The following is a 16062-nucleotide window of genomic DNA, read 5'->3' as shown; positions in this document are numbered from 1 at the left end:
GCCCGCCGCGCGCCCTCACCCGGAGCATCGCGCGGCAGGGAGACCCAGCCTTGATACGGATCATGCCGACGGCCCCCCTAAGGCCCGGTGCGGTTGAGCAGGCCCAACCCCTGCGGCCGGACTGATTCTGTCGACCGAGTGGGCCGATCGGACCAGAGTGACGCTACTTGTCACTCAAACGAGTGAGGGGCTTATCCGGTGGTCCGGATAAGCCCCTCTTTGCGCCCCTTGTGCGCCTGTTGTCGACTACGGGCGGTGACTACGCTCCGCGCAGCACCGCGCCCGTGTGCTCGGCCGCCAGCGCGACGGCCGCGTCACGGGCCGCCGACGCCTCGTCGACGGTCAGCGTGCGGTCGGCCGCGCGGAAGCGCAGCGCGTACGCCAGCGACTTCTTGCCCGCGCCGATCTGCTCGCCCTCGAAGACGTCGAACAGCCGGATGGACTCCAGGAGTTCACCGGCGCCGCCGCGCAGGAAGTACTCGACCACCGCGGCGGGCACCTGGGCGTCGACCACGAGGGCGACGTCCTGGGTGGCCACCGGGAAGGTGGAGATGCGCGGCGCCTGCACGATGCCGTCGCGCGCCGACTCCAGTGCGTCCAGGTCCAGCTCCATCGCGCAGGTGCGCGCGGGCAGGCCCAGCGCCTTGACGACGCGCGGGTGCAGCTCACCGGCGTGGCCGACGGAGACGATCTCGCCGTCGACGACGACCTTCAGCTCGGCGCAGCGGCCGGGGTGCCAGGGGCCGTACTGGCCCTGGTCCACGATCAGCTCGACGCCGACCTCGCGGGCGATGGTCCGCGCCGCCTCGACGGCGTCGGCCCAGTCCGCCGGGCGGCCCTTGCCCCACCAGCCGGCCTGCTCGCGGGCGCCCGCGAGGACGACGGCGGCGTGCCGGGGCTGGACGGGCAGCGCCTCGGTGAGGGAGGCGATCTCCTCGTCGGTGGGACGCCGGTCGACGGGCAGACGCACCGCGACCTTCGACTCCGCACGCGGGTGGAAGACCAGACCCGTCTCGAAGAGCGCCAGGTCGTGGCTGCCGCGGCCGTCGTTGCGGCGCAGCGCGTGGAGCAGGCCGGGCAGCAGCGTCGTACGGAGCGCGGGCTCCTCGTCGGAGAGCGGGTTGACGAGCTTGACCACGCGGCGGTTCGCGTCGTCCTTGTCGAGACCCAGCTGGTCGAAGACGCCCTCCCCGATGAAGGGGTAGTTCAGCGCCTCGACGTACCCGGCGCCGGCCAGCGCGCGCCCCACGCGGCGGTGGTTGCGCTGCCGCTCGGTCAGGCCGCGGCCCGCGGGGGGCTTGGGCAGCGTCGAGGGCAGGTTCTCGTACCCCTCGAGGCGGATGACCTCTTCGGCGAGGTCGTTCGGCTCGGCGAGGTCGGGGCGCCACGACGGGACGGTGACGGTCAGGTCGTCCTGGCCGTAGACGTCGCAGCCGACCTGCTGGAGGCGGCGTACGACGGTCTCGCGGCCGTAGTCGACACCGGCGACCTTGTCCGGGTGGTCGGCGGGCATCGTGATCGTGCGCGGCGCGGTCGGCGCGATGACCTCGGTGACGCCGGCCTCGGCGGTGCCGCCCGCGAGGAGCACGAGCAGGTCGACGGTGCGCTGCGCGGCGGCCGCCGCGGCCTGCGGGTCGACGCCGCGCTCGAAGCGCTTGGACGCCTCGGAGGCCAGCTTGTGGCGGCGCGCGGTGCGGGCGATCGAGATCGCGTCGAAGTGCGCGGCCTCGATGACCACCTCGGTGGTGCCGTGGACCGAGCCGGTCTCCGGGTCGGTCTCGGAGTCGGCGATCTCGGTGTTGGCGCCGCCCATGACGCCCGCGATGCCGATGGGGCCGCGGTCGTCGGTGATGACCAGGTCCTCGGCGTCCAGGACGCGCTTGGCACCGTCGAGGGTGGTGAACTTCTCGCCCTGCTCGGCCCGGCGCACGCCGATCGTGCCCTGGATGCGGGAACGGTCGTACGCGTGCAGGGGCTGGCCGAGCTCCATCATCACGTAGTTGGTGACGTCGACGGCGAGCGAGATCGGGCGCATGCCGACCTTCTGCAGACGACGCTGCAGCCAGATCGGGGAGCGCGCCTCGGGCTGCAGGCCCGTGACGGTGCGCGCGGTGAAGCGGTCGCAGCCCAGCGGGTCGCTGATCTTGACCGGGTAACCGAACGAGTTCGGCGCGGGCACGTCCAGGAGCGCCGGGTCGCGCAGCGGCAGGCCGTACGCGGTGGCGGTCTCGCGGGCGACGCCGCGCATCGACAGGGCGTAGCCGCGGTCGGGCGTGACGGCGATGTCCAGGACCTCGTCGACGAGCTCCAGGAGCCCGATGGCGTCGGTGCCGGCCTCGTGCTCGGGCGGCAGGACGATGATGCCGCCGGAGCCGTCGTCGCCCATGCCGAGCTCGTCGCCGGAGCAGATCATGCCGTGCGAGGTCCTGCCGTACGTCTTGCGGGCGGCGATGGCGAAGTCGCCGGGCAGGACGGCGCCGGGCAGGACCACGACGACCTTGTCGCCCACGGCGAAGTTCCGGGCGCCGCAGACGATCTCCTGCGGCTCGCCGGTGCCGTTGGCCGTGCCGACGTCGACGGTGCAGAAGCGGATGGGCTTCTTGAAGCCCTCCAGCTCCTCGATGGTGAGGACCTTGCCCACGACGAGCGGGCCCTTGAGGCCGGCGCCGAGCTGCTCGACGGTCTCGACCTCCAGGCCGACCTCGATCAGCTTGGCCTGCACGTCACGGCCGGTCTCGGTGGCGGGGAGGTCGACGTACTCCCGCAGCCAGGAAAGCGGGACCCGCATCAGATCTCCATCCCGAACGGCCGGGTGAACCGGATGTCACCCTCGACCATGTCTCGCATGTCTTCGACGTTGTGGCGGAACATCAGCATCCGTTCGATGCCGAACCCGAAGGCGAATCCGCTGTACTTCTGGGGGTCGACGCCGCAGGCGGTGAGCACCTTCGGGTTGACCATGCCGCAGCCGCCGAGCTCGATCCAGCCCTCGCTGCCGCAGGTGCGGCAGGGGCGGTCGGGGTCGCCGACGGACTCGCCGCGGCAGACATAGCAGACCATGTCCATCTCGGCGGACGGCTCGGTGAACGGGAAGTAGTTCGGCCGCAGGCGGGTCTTCATGTCCGGGCCGAAGAGCGCCTGGACCATGTGGTCGAGGGTGCCCTTGAGGTCCGCCATGGTCAGACCCTCGTCGACGGCGAGCAGCTCGATCTGGTGGAAGACCGGGGTGTGCGTCGCGTCCAGCTCGTCCGTGCGGTACACGCGGCCGGGGCACACGATGTAGACGGGCGGCTCGCGGCGCTCCAGGAGCGAGCGGGCCTGCACGGGCGAGGTGTGCGTGCGCAGCACGACGCCGGACTCGTCGCCGACGGCGTCCTTGCCGCCCTGCGGGCCTGCGACGAAGAACGTGTCCTGCATCTGCCGGGCCGGGTGGTCGGGCGTGAAGTTCAGGGCGTCGAAGTTGAACCACTCCGCCTCGACCTCGGGGCCCTCGGCGACCTCGTAGCCCATCGAGACGAAGACGTCGGCGACGCGCTCCATCATCGTGGTCAGCGGGTGGCGGGCGCCCGCGGGCGTGCGGTCGTAGGGCAGCGTGACGTCCACTGCCTCCTCGACCAGGACGCGGGCGTCGCGCTCGGCCTCCAGCTCGCTCTGGCGGGCGGCCAGCGCCTTGCTGACGGCGCCGCGCGCCATGCCGACGCGCTTGCCCGCCTCGGCCTTGGCCTGCGGCGGCAGCGCGCCGATCTCGCGGTTGGCCAGCGCCAGCGGCGACGTGCCGCCGGTGTGCGCGACCTTGGCCTCCTGGAGCGTGTCGAGGGAGTCCGCGGCCGCGAAGGCGGCGAGCGCCTCGTCCCGCATGCGCTCGATCTCTTCAGGTTTCAGGGCCTCGACCTCAACAGGGTCGTACGACTTGTTCGGTGCCGACATCTCTTCCCGTGCTTCCGATTGGCTGGCGGATGGGTCCCCGTCAACAACTCGGAGACAAGCTGTCCCAGGTCCAGGGGACACAAAGTGCCAACGACCGAGTCTAACGGGGGTGCGGTGAACGAATGAGCCCGCGGGCTGCTCGCGGCGCGATCACTGAAGATACGCCGGGGCCCCCACGGGCAACGTAAATCGGAACTGGGCGCCGCCGCCGGGTGCGCGGCCGACGGTGATCGTCCCGCCGTGCGCCTCCACGATGCCCTTCACGATGTACAACCCCAGTCCCGTCCCGCCGCGCTTGCTGCCCCGCCAGAAGCGGGTGAAGACACGGCCCATCGATTCCTCCGGAATGCCGGGACCTTCGTCGCTCACGGTCACGGCGGTCTCCGCGCCGCCCCGCTCGCGCGGCGACGAGAAGGGTGCCACGTCGATGGTGACGGTTCCCTCGCCGTGCCGCACCGCGTTTTCCAGCAGATTGCTGAGCACCTGGTCGACCTTGTCCGGGTCCGCCCAGAGATCGGGCAGCGGCCGCTGGGTGCGGACGAGGAAGCGGTCCGCGTCCTGCCCGGCGGCGACGTGCGCCTGGACGTGCCGTCCGACGGCGGCGCCGATGTCGACGGGCTGGCGGCGCAGCTCCAGGCGTCCCGAGTCGATCCGGGAGATGTCGAGCAGCTCGGCGATCAGCCGGGTGACGCGGTTGGCGTCGGCGTCCACCGTCTCCAGCATCAGCTTCTTCTGGTCGTCGGTGAACCGTTCCCACTTGGCGAGCAGCGTCGCCGTGAAGCCCTTGACGGAGGTGAGGGGCGAGCGGAGCTCGTGGGCGACCGTGGCGATCAGCTCGGCGTGGCTGCGCTCGGTGCGGCGGCGGGCCTCGGTGTCGCGGATCGAGACGACGACACGGCGCACGGGACCGGTGCGGGTGGTGCGCACATAGCGGGCGGAGACGAGGACCTCACGGCCGCCGGGCAGCAGCAGGTTGCGCTCGGGCTGCCCGACGCGGGTGGCGAGGCCGCCGTAGGGGTCGGTCAGCTGCCACCAGCGGCGGCCCTCGAGGTCCTCTAAGGGGAGCGCGCGCTCCAGGGAGGCGCCGATGGCCTCGGCCGCGGGCACCGCGGTGATCCGCGCCGCCGCCGCGTTGAAGCAGATGACCCGGCCGGTCTCGTCCGCGACGACGAGCCCGTCGGGCAGCTCGTCGGGGTCGAGTCCGAGGTCGCCGAGATCACCGGGACCGCGGCGGTCCGCGCGAGGACGGACCACGTCCTGTACCCCCGGTGCTCTGCTCGTGCCGACACTCATTACCCCGTATCCCACCTCTCGGACTGCCGGTGGGGGTGCCTCCCTGCTCGAGCGATACCGAGAGCTTCTCGACCGATACCGAGAGCGTGGGGGAGGTCCCCCGAGGCCGTCACACTACTAGCTCGATGTGACGGAGCGGCACCCTCCGGCGGCACGCTGTGCACGGGCGGACGCATAGAGGCATACTGCCGCGGCCGTCGCGAGGTTGAGGCTCTCGGCTCTGCCGTGGATCGGAACGCGCACCACCGCGTCGGCGAGTGCGCGGGTCTCCTCCGGCAGTCCCCAGGCCTCGTTGCCGAAGACCCAGGCGGTGGCGGTGCCCATGGTGCCCTTGTCGAGCTCCGTGTCGAGGTCGTCCTGACCGGCCCCGTCGGCCGCGAGGATCCGGACGCCCGCGTCCTTGAGGCCCCGCACGGCCTGCTCGACGGGTACGCCGACGGCGACGGGCAGATGGAAGTGCGAGCCGACGGAGGCGCGCACCGACTTGGGGTTGTAGAGGTCCACGGAGGCGTCCGTGAAGATCACGGCGTCGGCGCCGGCGGCGTCGGCGCAGCGCAGCACGGTCCCGGCGTTCCCCGGGTCGCGGACGTGCGCGAGGACGGCGACGAGGCGGGGCCGGGCGGCGAGGATCTCCTCGAAGGGCACGTCGAGGAACCGGCAGACGCCCACGAGGCCCTGCGGGGTGACGGTCGTCGAGATGTCGGCGATGACGTCCTCGTCGGCGAGGTGCACCCGGGCCCCGGCCGCGCGGGCCTCCCCCACGATGTCGGCGTAGCGCTCGGCGGCCTCCACGGTGGCGAACAGCTCGACGAGGGTGCGCCCGTGCGCGGCGGCCTCCCGCACGGCCTGCGGCCCCTCGGCGAGAAACAGTCGCTCCTTCCCCCGGAAATTCCGCTTGGCAAGCCGCCGGGCGGCATTGACGCGGGGCGACTTGGGAGAGATCGACTCGGGAGCGGCAACCATGGAACTCACCTTAGGAACGGCGCCTTGCAGGGGGCGCGGGCAGGGGCCCGTAGGGGGCGCGGGGAACTGCGCGACAAGCCCCCACGGCCCGCGGGCGACAGACGACCGACGCACTCGGACCCGCAGGCCACTGTGGCCTGCGGGTCCGGGGGGCGTTCAGGGACGCACGGCTCAGGCAGCGGCCTTCGGCGCGTTGACGTCCGACGGCAGCGCCTTCTGCGCGACCTCGACGAGCGCGGCGAACGCGTTCTCGTCGTTGACGGCCAGCTCCGCGAGGATCTTGCGGTCCACCTCGATGTTGGCGGCCTTCAGACCCTGGATGAAGCGGTTGTAGGTGATGCCGTTGGCGCGGGCAGCGGCGTTGATGCGCTGGATCCACAGCTGACGGAAGTCGCCCTTGCGCTTCTTGCGGTCGTTGTAGTTGTAGACCAGGGAGTGGGTGACCTGCTCCTTGGCCTTGCGGTACAGGCGCGACCGCTGGCCGCGGTAGCCGCTGGCCTGCTCGAGGATCGCCCGACGCTTCTTGTGCGCGTTGACTGCGCGCTTGACGCGTGCCACTTGTTAACTCCTTGTAGCGGGGCCGTGGTTGGACTCACACGACCCGAAATCGATTGGGTCCCGGTCAGAGGTCAGGTGCCGTGTCCGGCACCCGAGCTCACTTGCCGAGAAGCTTCTTGATCTTCTTGGCGTCGCCCGGGGCCATCTCGGCGTTGCCGGTGAGGCGACGCGTCAGGCGCGACGACTTGTGCTCGAGCAGGTGGCGCTTGCCGGCGCGCTCACGGAGCACCTTGCCGGAGCCGGTGACCTTGAAGCGCTTGCTGGCACCGCTGTGCGACTTGTTCTTCGGCATAGCGCCGTTCTCTCCTCGTCAGTGCCACTCCCTGCCGGTTCCAGTCCCTGCGAACCGGCAGGCGGGAGTGTCAGATGTATCGGTTGGTACCCGGGGGCGCGCCTGGACGGCGCGCTTCCGGATCAGGCCTCGGCAGGTGCCTCGGTGGGCGCCTCTGCCTCGGCGGCTTCGGGCTCCTCGACGGAGTCCTCCGCGGCGCGGCCCTGTCGCTCGGCCTTGCGGGCGGCCTGGGCTTCGCGGGCCTCGGCCATGGCTTCGGTCTTCTTCTTGTGCGGACCGAGGACCATGATCATGTTTCGGCCGTCCTGCTTCGGGTTCGACTCGATGAACCCGAGGTCCTCGACGTCCGAAGCGAGACGCTGAAGCAGTCGGAAGCCCAGCTCCGGGCGGGACTGCTCGCGACCACGGAACATGATCGTGATCTTGACCTTGTCGCCCTGCTTGAGGAACCGGACGACGTGACCCTTCTTGGTGTCATAGTCGTGCGGGTCGATCTTCGGCCGGAGCTTCATCTCCTTGATGACCGTGTGCGCCTGGTTCTTGCGCGCCTCACGGGCCTTCATGGCCGACTCGTACTTGAACTTCCCGTAGTCCATGAGCTTGCACACGGGCGGACGGGCGTTCGCCGCGACCTCGACCAAGTCAAGGTCGTACTCCTGCGCAAGCTCCAGGGCCTTGGCAAGCGGAACAATCCCGACCTGCTCGCCGCTGGGACCGACAAGTCGCACCTCGGGAACGCGAATCCGGTCGTTGATGCGGGGCTCGGCGCTGATGGATCCTCCTCGGTAGCACCACGCGACCGTCTGGCGGACAGCCGCGTTACGTCTGTTTTCTGGACCAACCGCGCCGGCGCACAAAAAATGCCCCGACCGATCACAGGAAGGGGCTCCACGTACTACCGGAGCACCTCCGCGGTGATCGCGGGGCGCACATCATGCGGGCCGAAGCCTCGGGGGCTTCGACCGCCTGACCGGTGACCCGCCGCTCCGGGGAGCGGCCAGGTGGGAGATCGGAGCCTCCACTTGTGGGCCGGATCCTTGCGTTGGCACGCGGGTATCCGGCCGGTCGTTACACAAGGTTAGCAGCTCCCTGGGGGTGGGGCGAACCAGTGTGCACAGCCGCTCCCGCGGCTCAGGGCCGCCGGGGCGCGGCTTATCGTGTGGGACATGAGCGACACGACCCCCGCCCCCGAGTCCCCCGCCGGCGGCTCCCCCGACTTCGACACCCTGACCCGTGACATCGCGGACGTCCCCGCGGTCGAGGTGATCACGACGGTGGCGGTCCACCTGATGAGCGCCGCCGCCGTGAACCTCGGTCTCGCCGAGGGCGGCGAGGGCCACAAGGACTTGGACGAGGCCCGCAAGCTGATCCACTCGCTGGCCGGCCTGCTCGACGCGAGCGCCACGGAGGTCAGCTCCTTCCACGCGGCGCCGCTGCGTGACGGCCTGAAGTCGCTGCAGCTGGCGTTCCGCGAGGCGTCGCTGGTGGCGGACGAGCCGGGTCAGGGCCCCGGCGAGAAGTACACGGGCCCGGTCTTCGGCTGAGACGGGGCTCGCGGCTTCACGCCGTACGTACGTAGAGGGGCTCGCCCGGTGGCGTCGCCTCGGCCGGCAGCAGTGCCAGGTCGAGGCCGCGCACCAGGCGGGCCCTCAGTGTTTCGTCGGCGGCGATCCGCCGCGCCACGCGCTGCGCCGCGTCGGCCGGGTCCGCGGCCGGGTCGAGGACCAGGGCGAGGGTGCCGTCCGCGCGGCCGGGGCCGAGGTGGGCGCGGAGCACGGCGGGCTCGGCGGCGACGGCCGCGCGCACCGCCCCGGTGACGGCGGGGTCGGCGAGCGGGTCGGCGCTGGCCCGGCCCTCGGCAAGGGCGAGCAGGGCGGAGCGGCCCAGTTCATAGGGGACGGGGCCCGCGAGGTCGAGGACGATCGTGTCGGCCTTCTCGTGGGCGGCGGCCTGGAGCGCCTGGTGCAGCGGCACGGCGACGGGGCGGGCGGCCGGGTCCCACAGCGCGAGGGCCTCGATGGAGGTGAACGCGGGCAGCGCCTTGCGGTCGCCGGCCTTGAGGGTGGGGACCGCCATGTCGCTGGTCTTCTCGCGGCGCAGCCCGTTCTCGTCCTCCTCCACCTCGCCGAGCACGGCGACGACGGGGACGAGGAGCCGGGCCCCGACGAGGGCCTGGAGGACCGGCCCGTGGGCCGTGCGGTCCGTGGACCAGGCGGCGAGCGCCGCGGCCAGTCGCGGGTCGGCCGTGCCGTCGTCGTCGGAGAAGCCCGGGTCGGGAATGTTCTTGTTCGCCATGTTCGCCACGGTCCGACCCTACAGAGGCCCGCTGCCGTGCCGACGGGCCGGGCCCGCGCCCGCGCGGGGCCTAGAACGTCGTGCCCGGACGCCTGCGCACCGGCCTGCCCCGCCACAGGTACACGCCCGCCGCGAGCAGGGCCACGCCGAGGCCGCCCGCGACCGGGCCCACCCAGCCCGCGGGGCCGGTGTCGCCGTCCGCGGTGTCCGGGCCGTGCCCGAAGTACGCCTTGTCGTACACGGCGGTGCGCAGGCCTTCCGGCTTCAGCCCGGCACCGCGGGTGAGCGCGGCCGCCGGGTCGATCAGACCGAAGCCGCGGGCGTCGTCGCGGCCGCCCGCAGGGGCGTCGCGGGCGGTGTCCTGGAGGAGCTGCTTGATCTGGGCGGGGGTGAGCCCGGGGTGCGCGGCGCGGATCAGGGCGACGGCACCGGAGACGAAGGCGGAGGCGGCGCTGGTGCCCCAGCCCTCGTAGTACTTGTGGTCGGGGTCGGCGATGACGATGTCGTCGCCGGGGGCGGCGACGGTGGCGTACCAGCGGCGGGTGGAGAACGAGGCGCGGTCGCCGTTCTCGTCGACGGCCGTCGCGGCGATCACGCCGGGGTAGGCGGCCGGGTAGGAGACGTGGTCGCCGCGCTCGCCGCCGTTGCCCGCGGAGGCGACGACGGCGACGCCCTTCTTCAGGGCGTACTGCACGGCGGCGTCCTCGGCCGGTTCGGGGTGGGCGGACTTGGAGTCGTCGCCGAGCGAGAGGTTGATGACGTCGGCGCCGTGGTCGGCGGCCCAGCGGATGCCTTCGGCCAGCGCGTTGCCCCGGGTGTTGCGGGCCTTCTTGCGGGCGGGGTCGCCGTCCTCCAGGATCACGCGGACGGGCAGGATCTTCGCCTCGGGCGCGATGCCGAGCACGCCGTCGCCGCGGCCCGCGCCGTGTCCGTGGCCCGCGATGATGCCCGCCATGGCGGTGCCGTGCCGGGCCCAGGGGCGGTCGCCGCGCCGCGCGCCGAAGCCGACCATGTCCTCGCCCTCGAGGACGTTGCCCGCGAGGTCGGGGTGTTCGGCGTCTATGCCGGTGTCCAGGACGGCGACGGTGATGCCCTTGCCCTTGGTGGTCTGCCAGGCCTGGCTGGTGTGCATGGCGTCGAGGGCCCACTGCTGGGCGCGGATGCCGTCGTTGGCGTGCGCGGTGGGGGCGGCGAGCGCCAGGGAGGCGGCGGCCACGACGGCGACGAGCGGCTGACGGATCCTCATGAAGCCTTCTTCGCAACGGTGTTCACGATGGTCACCGGCCCACCGGTGCGGCGCCTCACCGCTTCTTCTCCGCGGCCGCGATGGTCTTGCGCAGGCCCCGCTCGACGCGGTCGGCGATGCCCTTGGCCTCGTGGCCGAGGCCGGCCTGGGCGGGCGCCGAGGTGGTGTCGCTCCCCATCGCCTCGGTGGCGGGCTCCGGTTCGGTGACGGTGCGGCCGTCGGCGAATCCGGAGACGGCGTACGCGACGACGGGCGCGTCCGGGAGCACGGAGATGGTCCAGGAGGCGCGCTGGGCGTCCCCGAAGTCCGCGGCGGCGGTGCCTTTGGCGGCGTACGTCCGGGGCATGAGGTCGGGGCGCCGGTCGAGCCCCTCCTCCGTGAAACGGTTCCGCAGCGCCTGCATGGCGTCGGCGTCCGCCTTGGTGAACAGCAGTCCCACGGTGGTGACATGGCTGCGGGTGGCGTCGGTGTACGTGGCGCGCAGCAGCCGCAGACAGCCGGCCGGCGCGAGGGCCTTCTGGAGCAGAGGGTCGAAGGCGGCCTTGCAGCCGCTGTCCGGGGCGACGGCGATCCGGGTCCAGGAGCGGTCGGCGCCACCGGGGCCCGCGCCCTCGCCCTTGAGGGTGGGCGGGAAGAGGCGGTCGACGGGGACGCTGTGCCAGAGGTCGCCGGTGACGGTGTACGCGCTGCGCCCCGCACCGCCGGCCGCGGACTCGCCGGTCAGCCAACTCCCGGTCACCGCGCCGCCGATGAGGCCGAGCCCGATGACGACACAGGCCGCGGCGGCGGCCGCGCGGGGGCGGACCCAGGCGCCGACGGGACGGAGCCGGGTGGTGCTGTCGTCGTACATCGCGGGCCGGGCGAAGAACACGAAGGGCCGCCCGGCACCGGGTCCGGGCGTCAGGTCGACGGCCCCCACCGCGCGCCGGGCGGCGGTCGCGCGCGGCGATTCCTCGGCGGCGCCGGGGGGTTCGGACGTGCGGGGCGCGGGGACCGGCGGCGGTGTGTCGTCGGTGACGGGGCGCAGCCGGGCGGTGGTCTCCTCGGGCGTCTGCGCCGCGTCCGCCGCCGATGGCGGGGCGGACGGCTGCGGGGGGACGGCGGGGCGCGGAGGCGGCGACACCGTATCGGCCTCGCCGTCACCGGACGGCGCGGCACCCGATCCGTCGGCCGTCGCGGACGCGCCGGAAGCGGCACACGGGGCCGCCGCGAGCGGAGGGACGACAGGGCGCGGGAGCGAAGGCACCGTACCGGCCTCACCGTCACCGGACGGCGCGGCACCCGATCCGTCGGCCGCCGCGGACGCGCCGGAAGCGGTGCGCGGGGGCGTCGTGTCGGGCTGCTCGCGTGGCCTCGGCACGGTGTCCGGGGCGGCGTCGCCCGCGGCCGTCGGCGGGGTGTCGGGCAGGCGGGCCGACGCGGGGGGCGGGGGCGGGGACTGCGGGTCGTCGTCGGACGGGGCGCGGTCCTCGCGGGCCTTCTCGAAGGGGGCCAGCAGATCCTTTATGCGCGCGGCCGTCCCGCGGTCGGCCTCGGCCTCGGCCTCCGCCTCGGCCGACGGGCGCGGGGAGCCGAGCAGCCAGTCCCGGTCGACGGGCGGCGGTACGTCGGGGAAGCGGGCGGAGGCGGCGGGCGGCGGCTCGGCGGCCGCCTCGTCCTGGTCCGTGGGCGCGGGCGGGGCCGCCGGGCGGGGCGGCGCGGCGGGGCGCGGCGGGATGGGGCTACGAGGCGCCTCCGTGCTCATGCTCCCCCGTTTCCTCGCGCTCGGCCGGCCGGAGCGCTCGGTTCGGCGAGGCTCCCCGCACTCCACTCGGCCGGGCTCCGTGCGCGTCACTCTACGGGCAGACGCAGGTCGCACGGGAACTCAGCGCACGCCCCCGGGCGATCTGCCCGGATCATCCCCCTACCCTCGGGTAATCGTGTCTGGCAGGCTTCGGCCATGACAGCCCGTTCCGCAGACCGGGCCCGCTACGACCGGGCCACCGCACACCTCGACGCCCCTGTCGCGATCGTCGATCTGGACGCCTTCGACGCCAACGCCGACGACCTCGTGCGCCGGGCCGCGGGCAAGCCGATCCGGGTCGCGAGCAAGTCCGTGCGCTGCCGGGCGCTGCTCGAACGGGTCCTGGCCCGCGACGGCTTCGCCGGGATCATGTCGTTCACGCTCGCCGAGTCGATCTGGCTGGCCCGCTCCGGCTTCTCGGACGTGCTGCTCGCCTACCCCTCGGCGGACCGCGCCGCCTTCGCCGAGCTGACCGCCGACCCGAAGCTCGCCGCCGCGGTGACCGTGATGGTCGACGACCCGGCCCAACTGCGCCTGATCGACCAGGCACGGGACGGCGGGAGCGAGGAGGTGCGGGTCTGCCTGGAGCTGGACACGTCCTTCAAGGTGCTCGGCGGGCGCGTGCGCGTCGGGGCGCTCCGCTCACCGCTGCACTCCCCCGTGCAGGTCGCCTCGCTGGCCCGCGCCATCGCCCGGCGGCCCGGGTTCCGGCTCGTGGGCGTCATGGCGTACGAGGGCCATGTGGCCGGGGTCGGGGACGCCGTCGAGGGGCACCCGGCGCGCTCGCGGGCGATCCGGATGATGCAGAGCGCCGCCCGCAGGGAACTGGCGGCGCGGCGCGCGGAGACGATCGGCGCGGTGCGGGCGGTCGTACCGGACCTGGAGTTCGTGAACGGCGGCGGGACCGGCAGCGTGCAGCACACCGCGGCCGAGCGGGCGGTGACCGAGATCGCCGCGGGGTCGGGGCTCTTCGTGCCGCGCCTGTTCGACAACTACACGTCGTTCAGCGGGCGTCCGGCCGCGCTGTTCGCGCAGCCCGTGGTGCGGCGGCCGGGCGTGGGCACCGTGACGGTGCTCGGCGGCGGCTATCCCGCCTCCGGTGTCGCGGGCCCCGACCGCTCGCCGGAGCCGTATCTGCCCGAGGGGCTGCGGTACGACCCGCAGGAGGGCGCGGGCGAGGTGCAGACGCCGCTGCACGGCCCCCCGGCGGACGACCTGCTGATCGGCGACAAGGTGTGGTTCCGGCACGCCAAGGCCGGTGAGCTGTGCGAGCGGTTCGAGACGCTGCACCTGGTGACGGGCGACGAGGTGACGGCGAGCGTGCCGACGTACCGAGGGGAAGGGCACACCTTCCTCTAGCGGCGCGCCTGCTGTCCGGAGCTAGGGCGTGGGGCCCACGGTGTTGCCCACGCCACCGCCCGTCGCGCTGTCGTCGACCGACCGGATCCCGTCGGTGATCTCGTCCATGACGGAGACGTCCGGCGCCCCGTCCCCCGCGCCGACGGTGAAGCGGACCATGACCATCGACTCGGACCCGACGCTCGACGCGAACGCGAGGGACTGGACGTAGCCGCCGTCACCCTTGGCTGTGTGCACGCGCCAGCGCACGAAGTAGCCGCTGCGGCCCGCGACCGCGACCTGGCCCTCCTTGACCTTCTCGTGGCGCGTGATGCCGCCGTACGGCTGCCTGTCCAGCGCGTCATTGTCGTACGCGGCGTCCGCGGCGTCCTTGATGTCGTCGCGGGCGAGGGCCTTGGGGTCCGTCTCGTCCGTGCCCGTCACGGTGCCCGACGTGACGATCCCCTCGCGGCACAGGCCGGAGTCGCCGGGGCAGTCGACGATGTCGGGGGTCTGGATGGTCGCGCCGCCGCCGATGGTGTCGACGTCCTTCTCCCAGCCGTCGGGCACGGGCAGGGTGATGCCGTTGAGGTCGTCGACGAGGGTGCTCGGGTCGGCGTCGGCGGTCGGGGTCTGCGACTTCTTCTCCGTGGGGGACGGCTCCGCGGAGGACTCGGCGGGCGCGGTCGGCGCGGGGCCGCCCTTCGGCGCACCGTCGTCCTCGGTGAGGGCGAAGGCGCCGGTGACGATCGCGCCGACGAGGACCACTCCGGCGACGGTCAGCGCGATGACCTTCGCGCGTCCGCCGCCGGCCGCCACCGGGCCCATCACCGTGGTCGCCGCCGGGTCGGCGGGCCCGAACCCCTGCTGCGCCGGGGCCGCTTGGGGCGCCTCGGGAGTACGGCGGTGCTCGGTCCACGCGGTCCCGTCCCACCAGCGCTCCACGGAGGGCTGGTGGGGGTCCGGGTACCAGCCGGGCGGCGGTGGCATGCTCATCCCGGCACTCTAGGACCTGGTGCGAGGGTCAGTACACCGAGTCCTGCTGGTCGGGCACCACCGAGCCGTCCTCGCGCAGCACGGGGCCCTTGCTCCCGTCGTGCTCGTTGTACGCGGCGCTCGCGCACGGGTAGGTGCCGCTCTTGCGCGGCAGCGGCTCGATGAACATGGGGTTCACGACCCAGCGGCCGTCGGCGTTGTCGTACGCGCGGCACATGAACTCGCTCTTGTTGCGGTTCAGGACGAGGTGCGCGCCCGTCGCGTCGCCGACGAACGTCACGTCGGTGTCGGCGTCGCCGCCGCCGAGCGCGATGCGGTGCCGGAAGTCCTGCTTCTCCCAGGCGGCCTTGCCCTTGATCCCGTAGATCTCCTGGTTGATCCAGCAGCGCTTGCCGTCGATGTACGGGATGGCCTCGCCCTTGTTCACGGGGACACCGCCGCAGCCCTGGTTCCAGGTGGTGATGCGGCCCTTCTTGTCGAGGACGGAGCGGATGGCGATCGTGTGCTTGCGGTCGATGCCCACACCCCCCTTGCCGGCTGCCCACACCTCGGTGACCGGCTCGGAGCCCGCCGAGACGATGTAGACGTCGAAGCCGGCCTTCTTGAGCGTACGGATCAGGTCGCGCTGCTGGTCGTAGTAGCGGACGTACCCGGGGATCTCGTGCGTGCCGACGGTCTGGGTGGCGCCGATGGGGGCGGCGAGCGCCTCCTTGCGGGCCTTGGCGGCGTACGACTCCAGCTCGCGCACGGTGTGCCCGGCGAAGAGCTGCGGCACCCAGGCGTACTGCGGGACGGTGTGCCGGTGGTCCCACTCCCCCGCGAAGGCGGCGGCGCCGCTCATCGTCCTGCCGTCCTCGCGGACCTCGAAGATCTCGTCGGCGCAGGCGGTGTTGGTGGAGGTGGGCAGCGGCTTGCCGACGGGGACCTTCGTGCCGCACGCCTTGGTGAGCGCGCGGTCGGCGTCGTCGGTCATCCACTTGCTGGTGGACTTCCAGCTCTTGGGGCGCAGGATCTTGTCGTGCCGCAGCGACCAGGCGATGGTCGCGTCGGTCACGTCGTTCTTGGTGACGGTGTTGTCCCAGTCGAACGCGGCGACCGGGCGCTTGCTCCTGCCGTGCCCGAGGTCCGGGTTCGCACAGGTGCCGCGCTCGTCGATGGTGCGCTGGAGCTTGGCGCGGTTCTCGCCGTACCAGCTCAGCTTCTTCGACAGCTGCGGGCAGTCGCCCCCGGCGGTGCGGGAGTTCGCGGGGTGCGCGGCCGTGGCGGCGGCCGCGGGGAGAGCCGTGGGCACGGCCGCCGCCAGCGCGGCGGCCGTGGCCAGGGTCAGCGCCACAATGTTTCTCTTAGGCATGTGAGTGGACCGTACATCAG

The 16062-nt window shown here is 72.9% G+C and carries 14 protein-coding genes; 2 read left to right on the top strand and 12 right to left on the bottom strand.

Annotated features, from left to right (window positions below):
- Positions 1-259: 259 nt before the first annotated feature.
- From pheT to infC, 7 genes are all read right to left on the bottom strand, one after another.
- Entirely contained in the window at positions 260-2788 is a 2529-nt protein-coding gene (pheT, locus tag AB0L89_RS25980; RefSeq protein ID WP_365145366.1) for a phenylalanine--tRNA ligase subunit beta, read from the bottom strand.
- On the bottom strand, positions 2788-3927 hold the full coding sequence (pheS, locus tag AB0L89_RS25975; RefSeq protein ID WP_365145363.1) for a phenylalanine--tRNA ligase subunit alpha: 1140 nt from the start codon (positions 3925-3927) through the stop codon (positions 2788-2790). The genes pheT and pheS overlap by 1 nt, the downstream gene beginning before the upstream one ends.
- Before the next feature lie 150 nt (positions 3928-4077).
- On the bottom strand, positions 4078-5220 hold the full coding sequence (locus AB0L89_RS25970) for an ATP-binding protein (protein WP_365145360.1): 1143 nt from the start codon (positions 5218-5220) through the stop codon (positions 4078-4080).
- Positions 5221-5337: 117 nt separating this feature from the next.
- Positions 5338-6183, bottom strand: coding sequence for an RNA methyltransferase (locus tag AB0L89_RS25965; RefSeq protein WP_365145357.1), 846 nt, complete (start codon positions 6181-6183; stop codon positions 5338-5340).
- Between the two features lie 171 nt (positions 6184-6354).
- Positions 6355-6741 carry a 50S ribosomal protein L20 gene (rplT, locus tag AB0L89_RS25960; RefSeq protein ID WP_055699044.1) on the bottom strand — a complete coding sequence of 129 codons (387 nt, stop codon included), beginning with the start codon at positions 6739-6741 and terminating at the stop codon, positions 6355-6357.
- 97 nt (positions 6742-6838) lie between these two features.
- Entirely contained in the window at positions 6839-7033 is a 195-nt protein-coding gene (gene rpmI, locus AB0L89_RS25955; RefSeq protein WP_007829094.1) for a 50S ribosomal protein L35, read from the bottom strand.
- Between the two features lie 122 nt (positions 7034-7155).
- A complete protein-coding gene (gene infC, locus AB0L89_RS25950) occupies positions 7156-7806 on the bottom strand; it encodes a translation initiation factor IF-3 (RefSeq protein WP_365145904.1) in 651 nt (216 codons plus the stop codon).
- A gap of 393 nt (positions 7807-8199) precedes the next feature.
- Between infC and AB0L89_RS25945 the strand changes: the two genes are divergently transcribed.
- On the top strand, positions 8200-8577 hold the full coding sequence (locus tag AB0L89_RS25945) for a DUF1844 domain-containing protein (RefSeq protein WP_069886161.1): 378 nt from the start codon (positions 8200-8202) through the stop codon (positions 8575-8577).
- Between the two features lie 16 nt (positions 8578-8593).
- Here the strand turns inward: AB0L89_RS25945 and AB0L89_RS25940 are convergent, their stop codons facing one another.
- The 3 genes from AB0L89_RS25940 to AB0L89_RS25930 all read right to left on the bottom strand — a co-directional run bounded on the left by AB0L89_RS25940 (position 8594) and on the right by AB0L89_RS25930 (position 12318).
- Positions 8594-9328 (bottom strand): SseB family protein, encoded by a 735-nt coding sequence (locus AB0L89_RS25940; protein WP_365145901.1) that lies wholly within the window; start codon positions 9326-9328, stop codon positions 8594-8596.
- Between the two features lie 70 nt (positions 9329-9398).
- Positions 9399-10574: a type VII secretion-associated serine protease mycosin gene (gene mycP / locus AB0L89_RS25935; RefSeq protein WP_365145352.1), complete on the bottom strand. Its 1176-nt coding sequence runs from the start codon at positions 10572-10574 to the stop codon at positions 9399-9401.
- 55 nt (positions 10575-10629) lie between these two features.
- Positions 10630-12318: a hypothetical protein gene (locus AB0L89_RS25930; RefSeq protein ID WP_365145350.1), complete on the bottom strand. Its 1689-nt coding sequence runs from the start codon at positions 12316-12318 to the stop codon at positions 10630-10632.
- 195 nt (positions 12319-12513) lie between these two features.
- Between AB0L89_RS25930 and AB0L89_RS25925 the strand changes: the two genes are divergently transcribed.
- Complete coding sequence (locus AB0L89_RS25925) at positions 12514-13716, top strand: amino acid deaminase/aldolase (protein WP_365145347.1); 1203 nt, start codon at positions 12514-12516, stop codon at positions 13714-13716.
- Between the two features lie 21 nt (positions 13717-13737).
- Here the strand turns inward: AB0L89_RS25925 and AB0L89_RS25920 are convergent, their stop codons facing one another.
- On the bottom strand, positions 13738-14691 hold the full coding sequence (locus AB0L89_RS25920) for a DUF2510 domain-containing protein (protein ID WP_365145344.1): 954 nt from the start codon (positions 14689-14691) through the stop codon (positions 13738-13740).
- A 28-nt stretch (positions 14692-14719) separates the two neighbouring features.
- Entirely contained in the window at positions 14720-16042 is a 1323-nt protein-coding gene (locus AB0L89_RS25915; RefSeq protein ID WP_365145341.1) for a haloacid dehalogenase-like hydrolase, read from the bottom strand.
- Positions 16043-16062 lie beyond the last annotated feature (20 nt).

This window comes from Streptomyces sp. NPDC052114 (assembly GCF_040680155.1).
GTDB lineage: Bacteria > Actinomycetota > Actinomycetes > Streptomycetales > Streptomycetaceae > Streptomyces.
Note: the sequence above shows the minus strand (reverse complement) of the source record. Positions and strands in the feature narration are given on the sequence as shown.

Excerpts from the sequence above, each read along its gene's own strand:
- AB0L89_RS25940 (WP_365145901.1), bottom strand. The coding sequence starts at position 9,328 with ATGGCGAACAAGAACATTCCCGACCCGGGCTTCTCCGACGACGACGGC.
- rpmI (WP_007829094.1), bottom strand. The coding sequence starts at position 7,033 with ATGCCGAAGAACAAGTCGCACAGCGGTGCCAGCAAGCGCTTCAAGGTC.
- AB0L89_RS25965 (WP_365145357.1), bottom strand. The coding sequence starts at position 6,183 with ATGGTTGCCGCTCCCGAGTCGATCTCTCCCAAGTCGCCCCGCGTCAAT.
- AB0L89_RS25930 (WP_365145350.1), bottom strand. The coding sequence starts at position 12,318 with ATGAGCACGGAGGCGCCTCGTAGCCCCATCCCGCCGCGCCCCGCCGCG.
- mycP (WP_365145352.1), bottom strand. The coding sequence starts at position 10,574 with ATGAGGATCCGTCAGCCGCTCGTCGCCGTCGTGGCCGCCGCCTCCCTG.
- AB0L89_RS25925 (WP_365145347.1), top strand. The coding sequence starts at position 12,514 with ATGACAGCCCGTTCCGCAGACCGGGCCCGCTACGACCGGGCCACCGCA.
- AB0L89_RS25920 (WP_365145344.1), bottom strand. The coding sequence starts at position 14,691 with ATGAGCATGCCACCGCCGCCCGGCTGGTACCCGGACCCCCACCAGCCC.
- pheT (WP_365145366.1), bottom strand. The coding sequence starts at position 2,788 with ATGCGGGTCCCGCTTTCCTGGCTGCGGGAGTACGTCGACCTCCCCGCC.
- AB0L89_RS25945 (WP_069886161.1), top strand. The coding sequence starts at position 8,200 with ATGAGCGACACGACCCCCGCCCCCGAGTCCCCCGCCGGCGGCTCCCCC.
- pheS (WP_365145363.1), bottom strand. The coding sequence starts at position 3,927 with ATGTCGGCACCGAACAAGTCGTACGACCCTGTTGAGGTCGAGGCCCTG.
- AB0L89_RS25970 (WP_365145360.1), bottom strand. The coding sequence starts at position 5,220 with ATGAGTGTCGGCACGAGCAGAGCACCGGGGGTACAGGACGTGGTCCGT.
- AB0L89_RS25915 (WP_365145341.1), bottom strand. The coding sequence starts at position 16,042 with ATGCCTAAGAGAAACATTGTGGCGCTGACCCTGGCCACGGCCGCCGCG.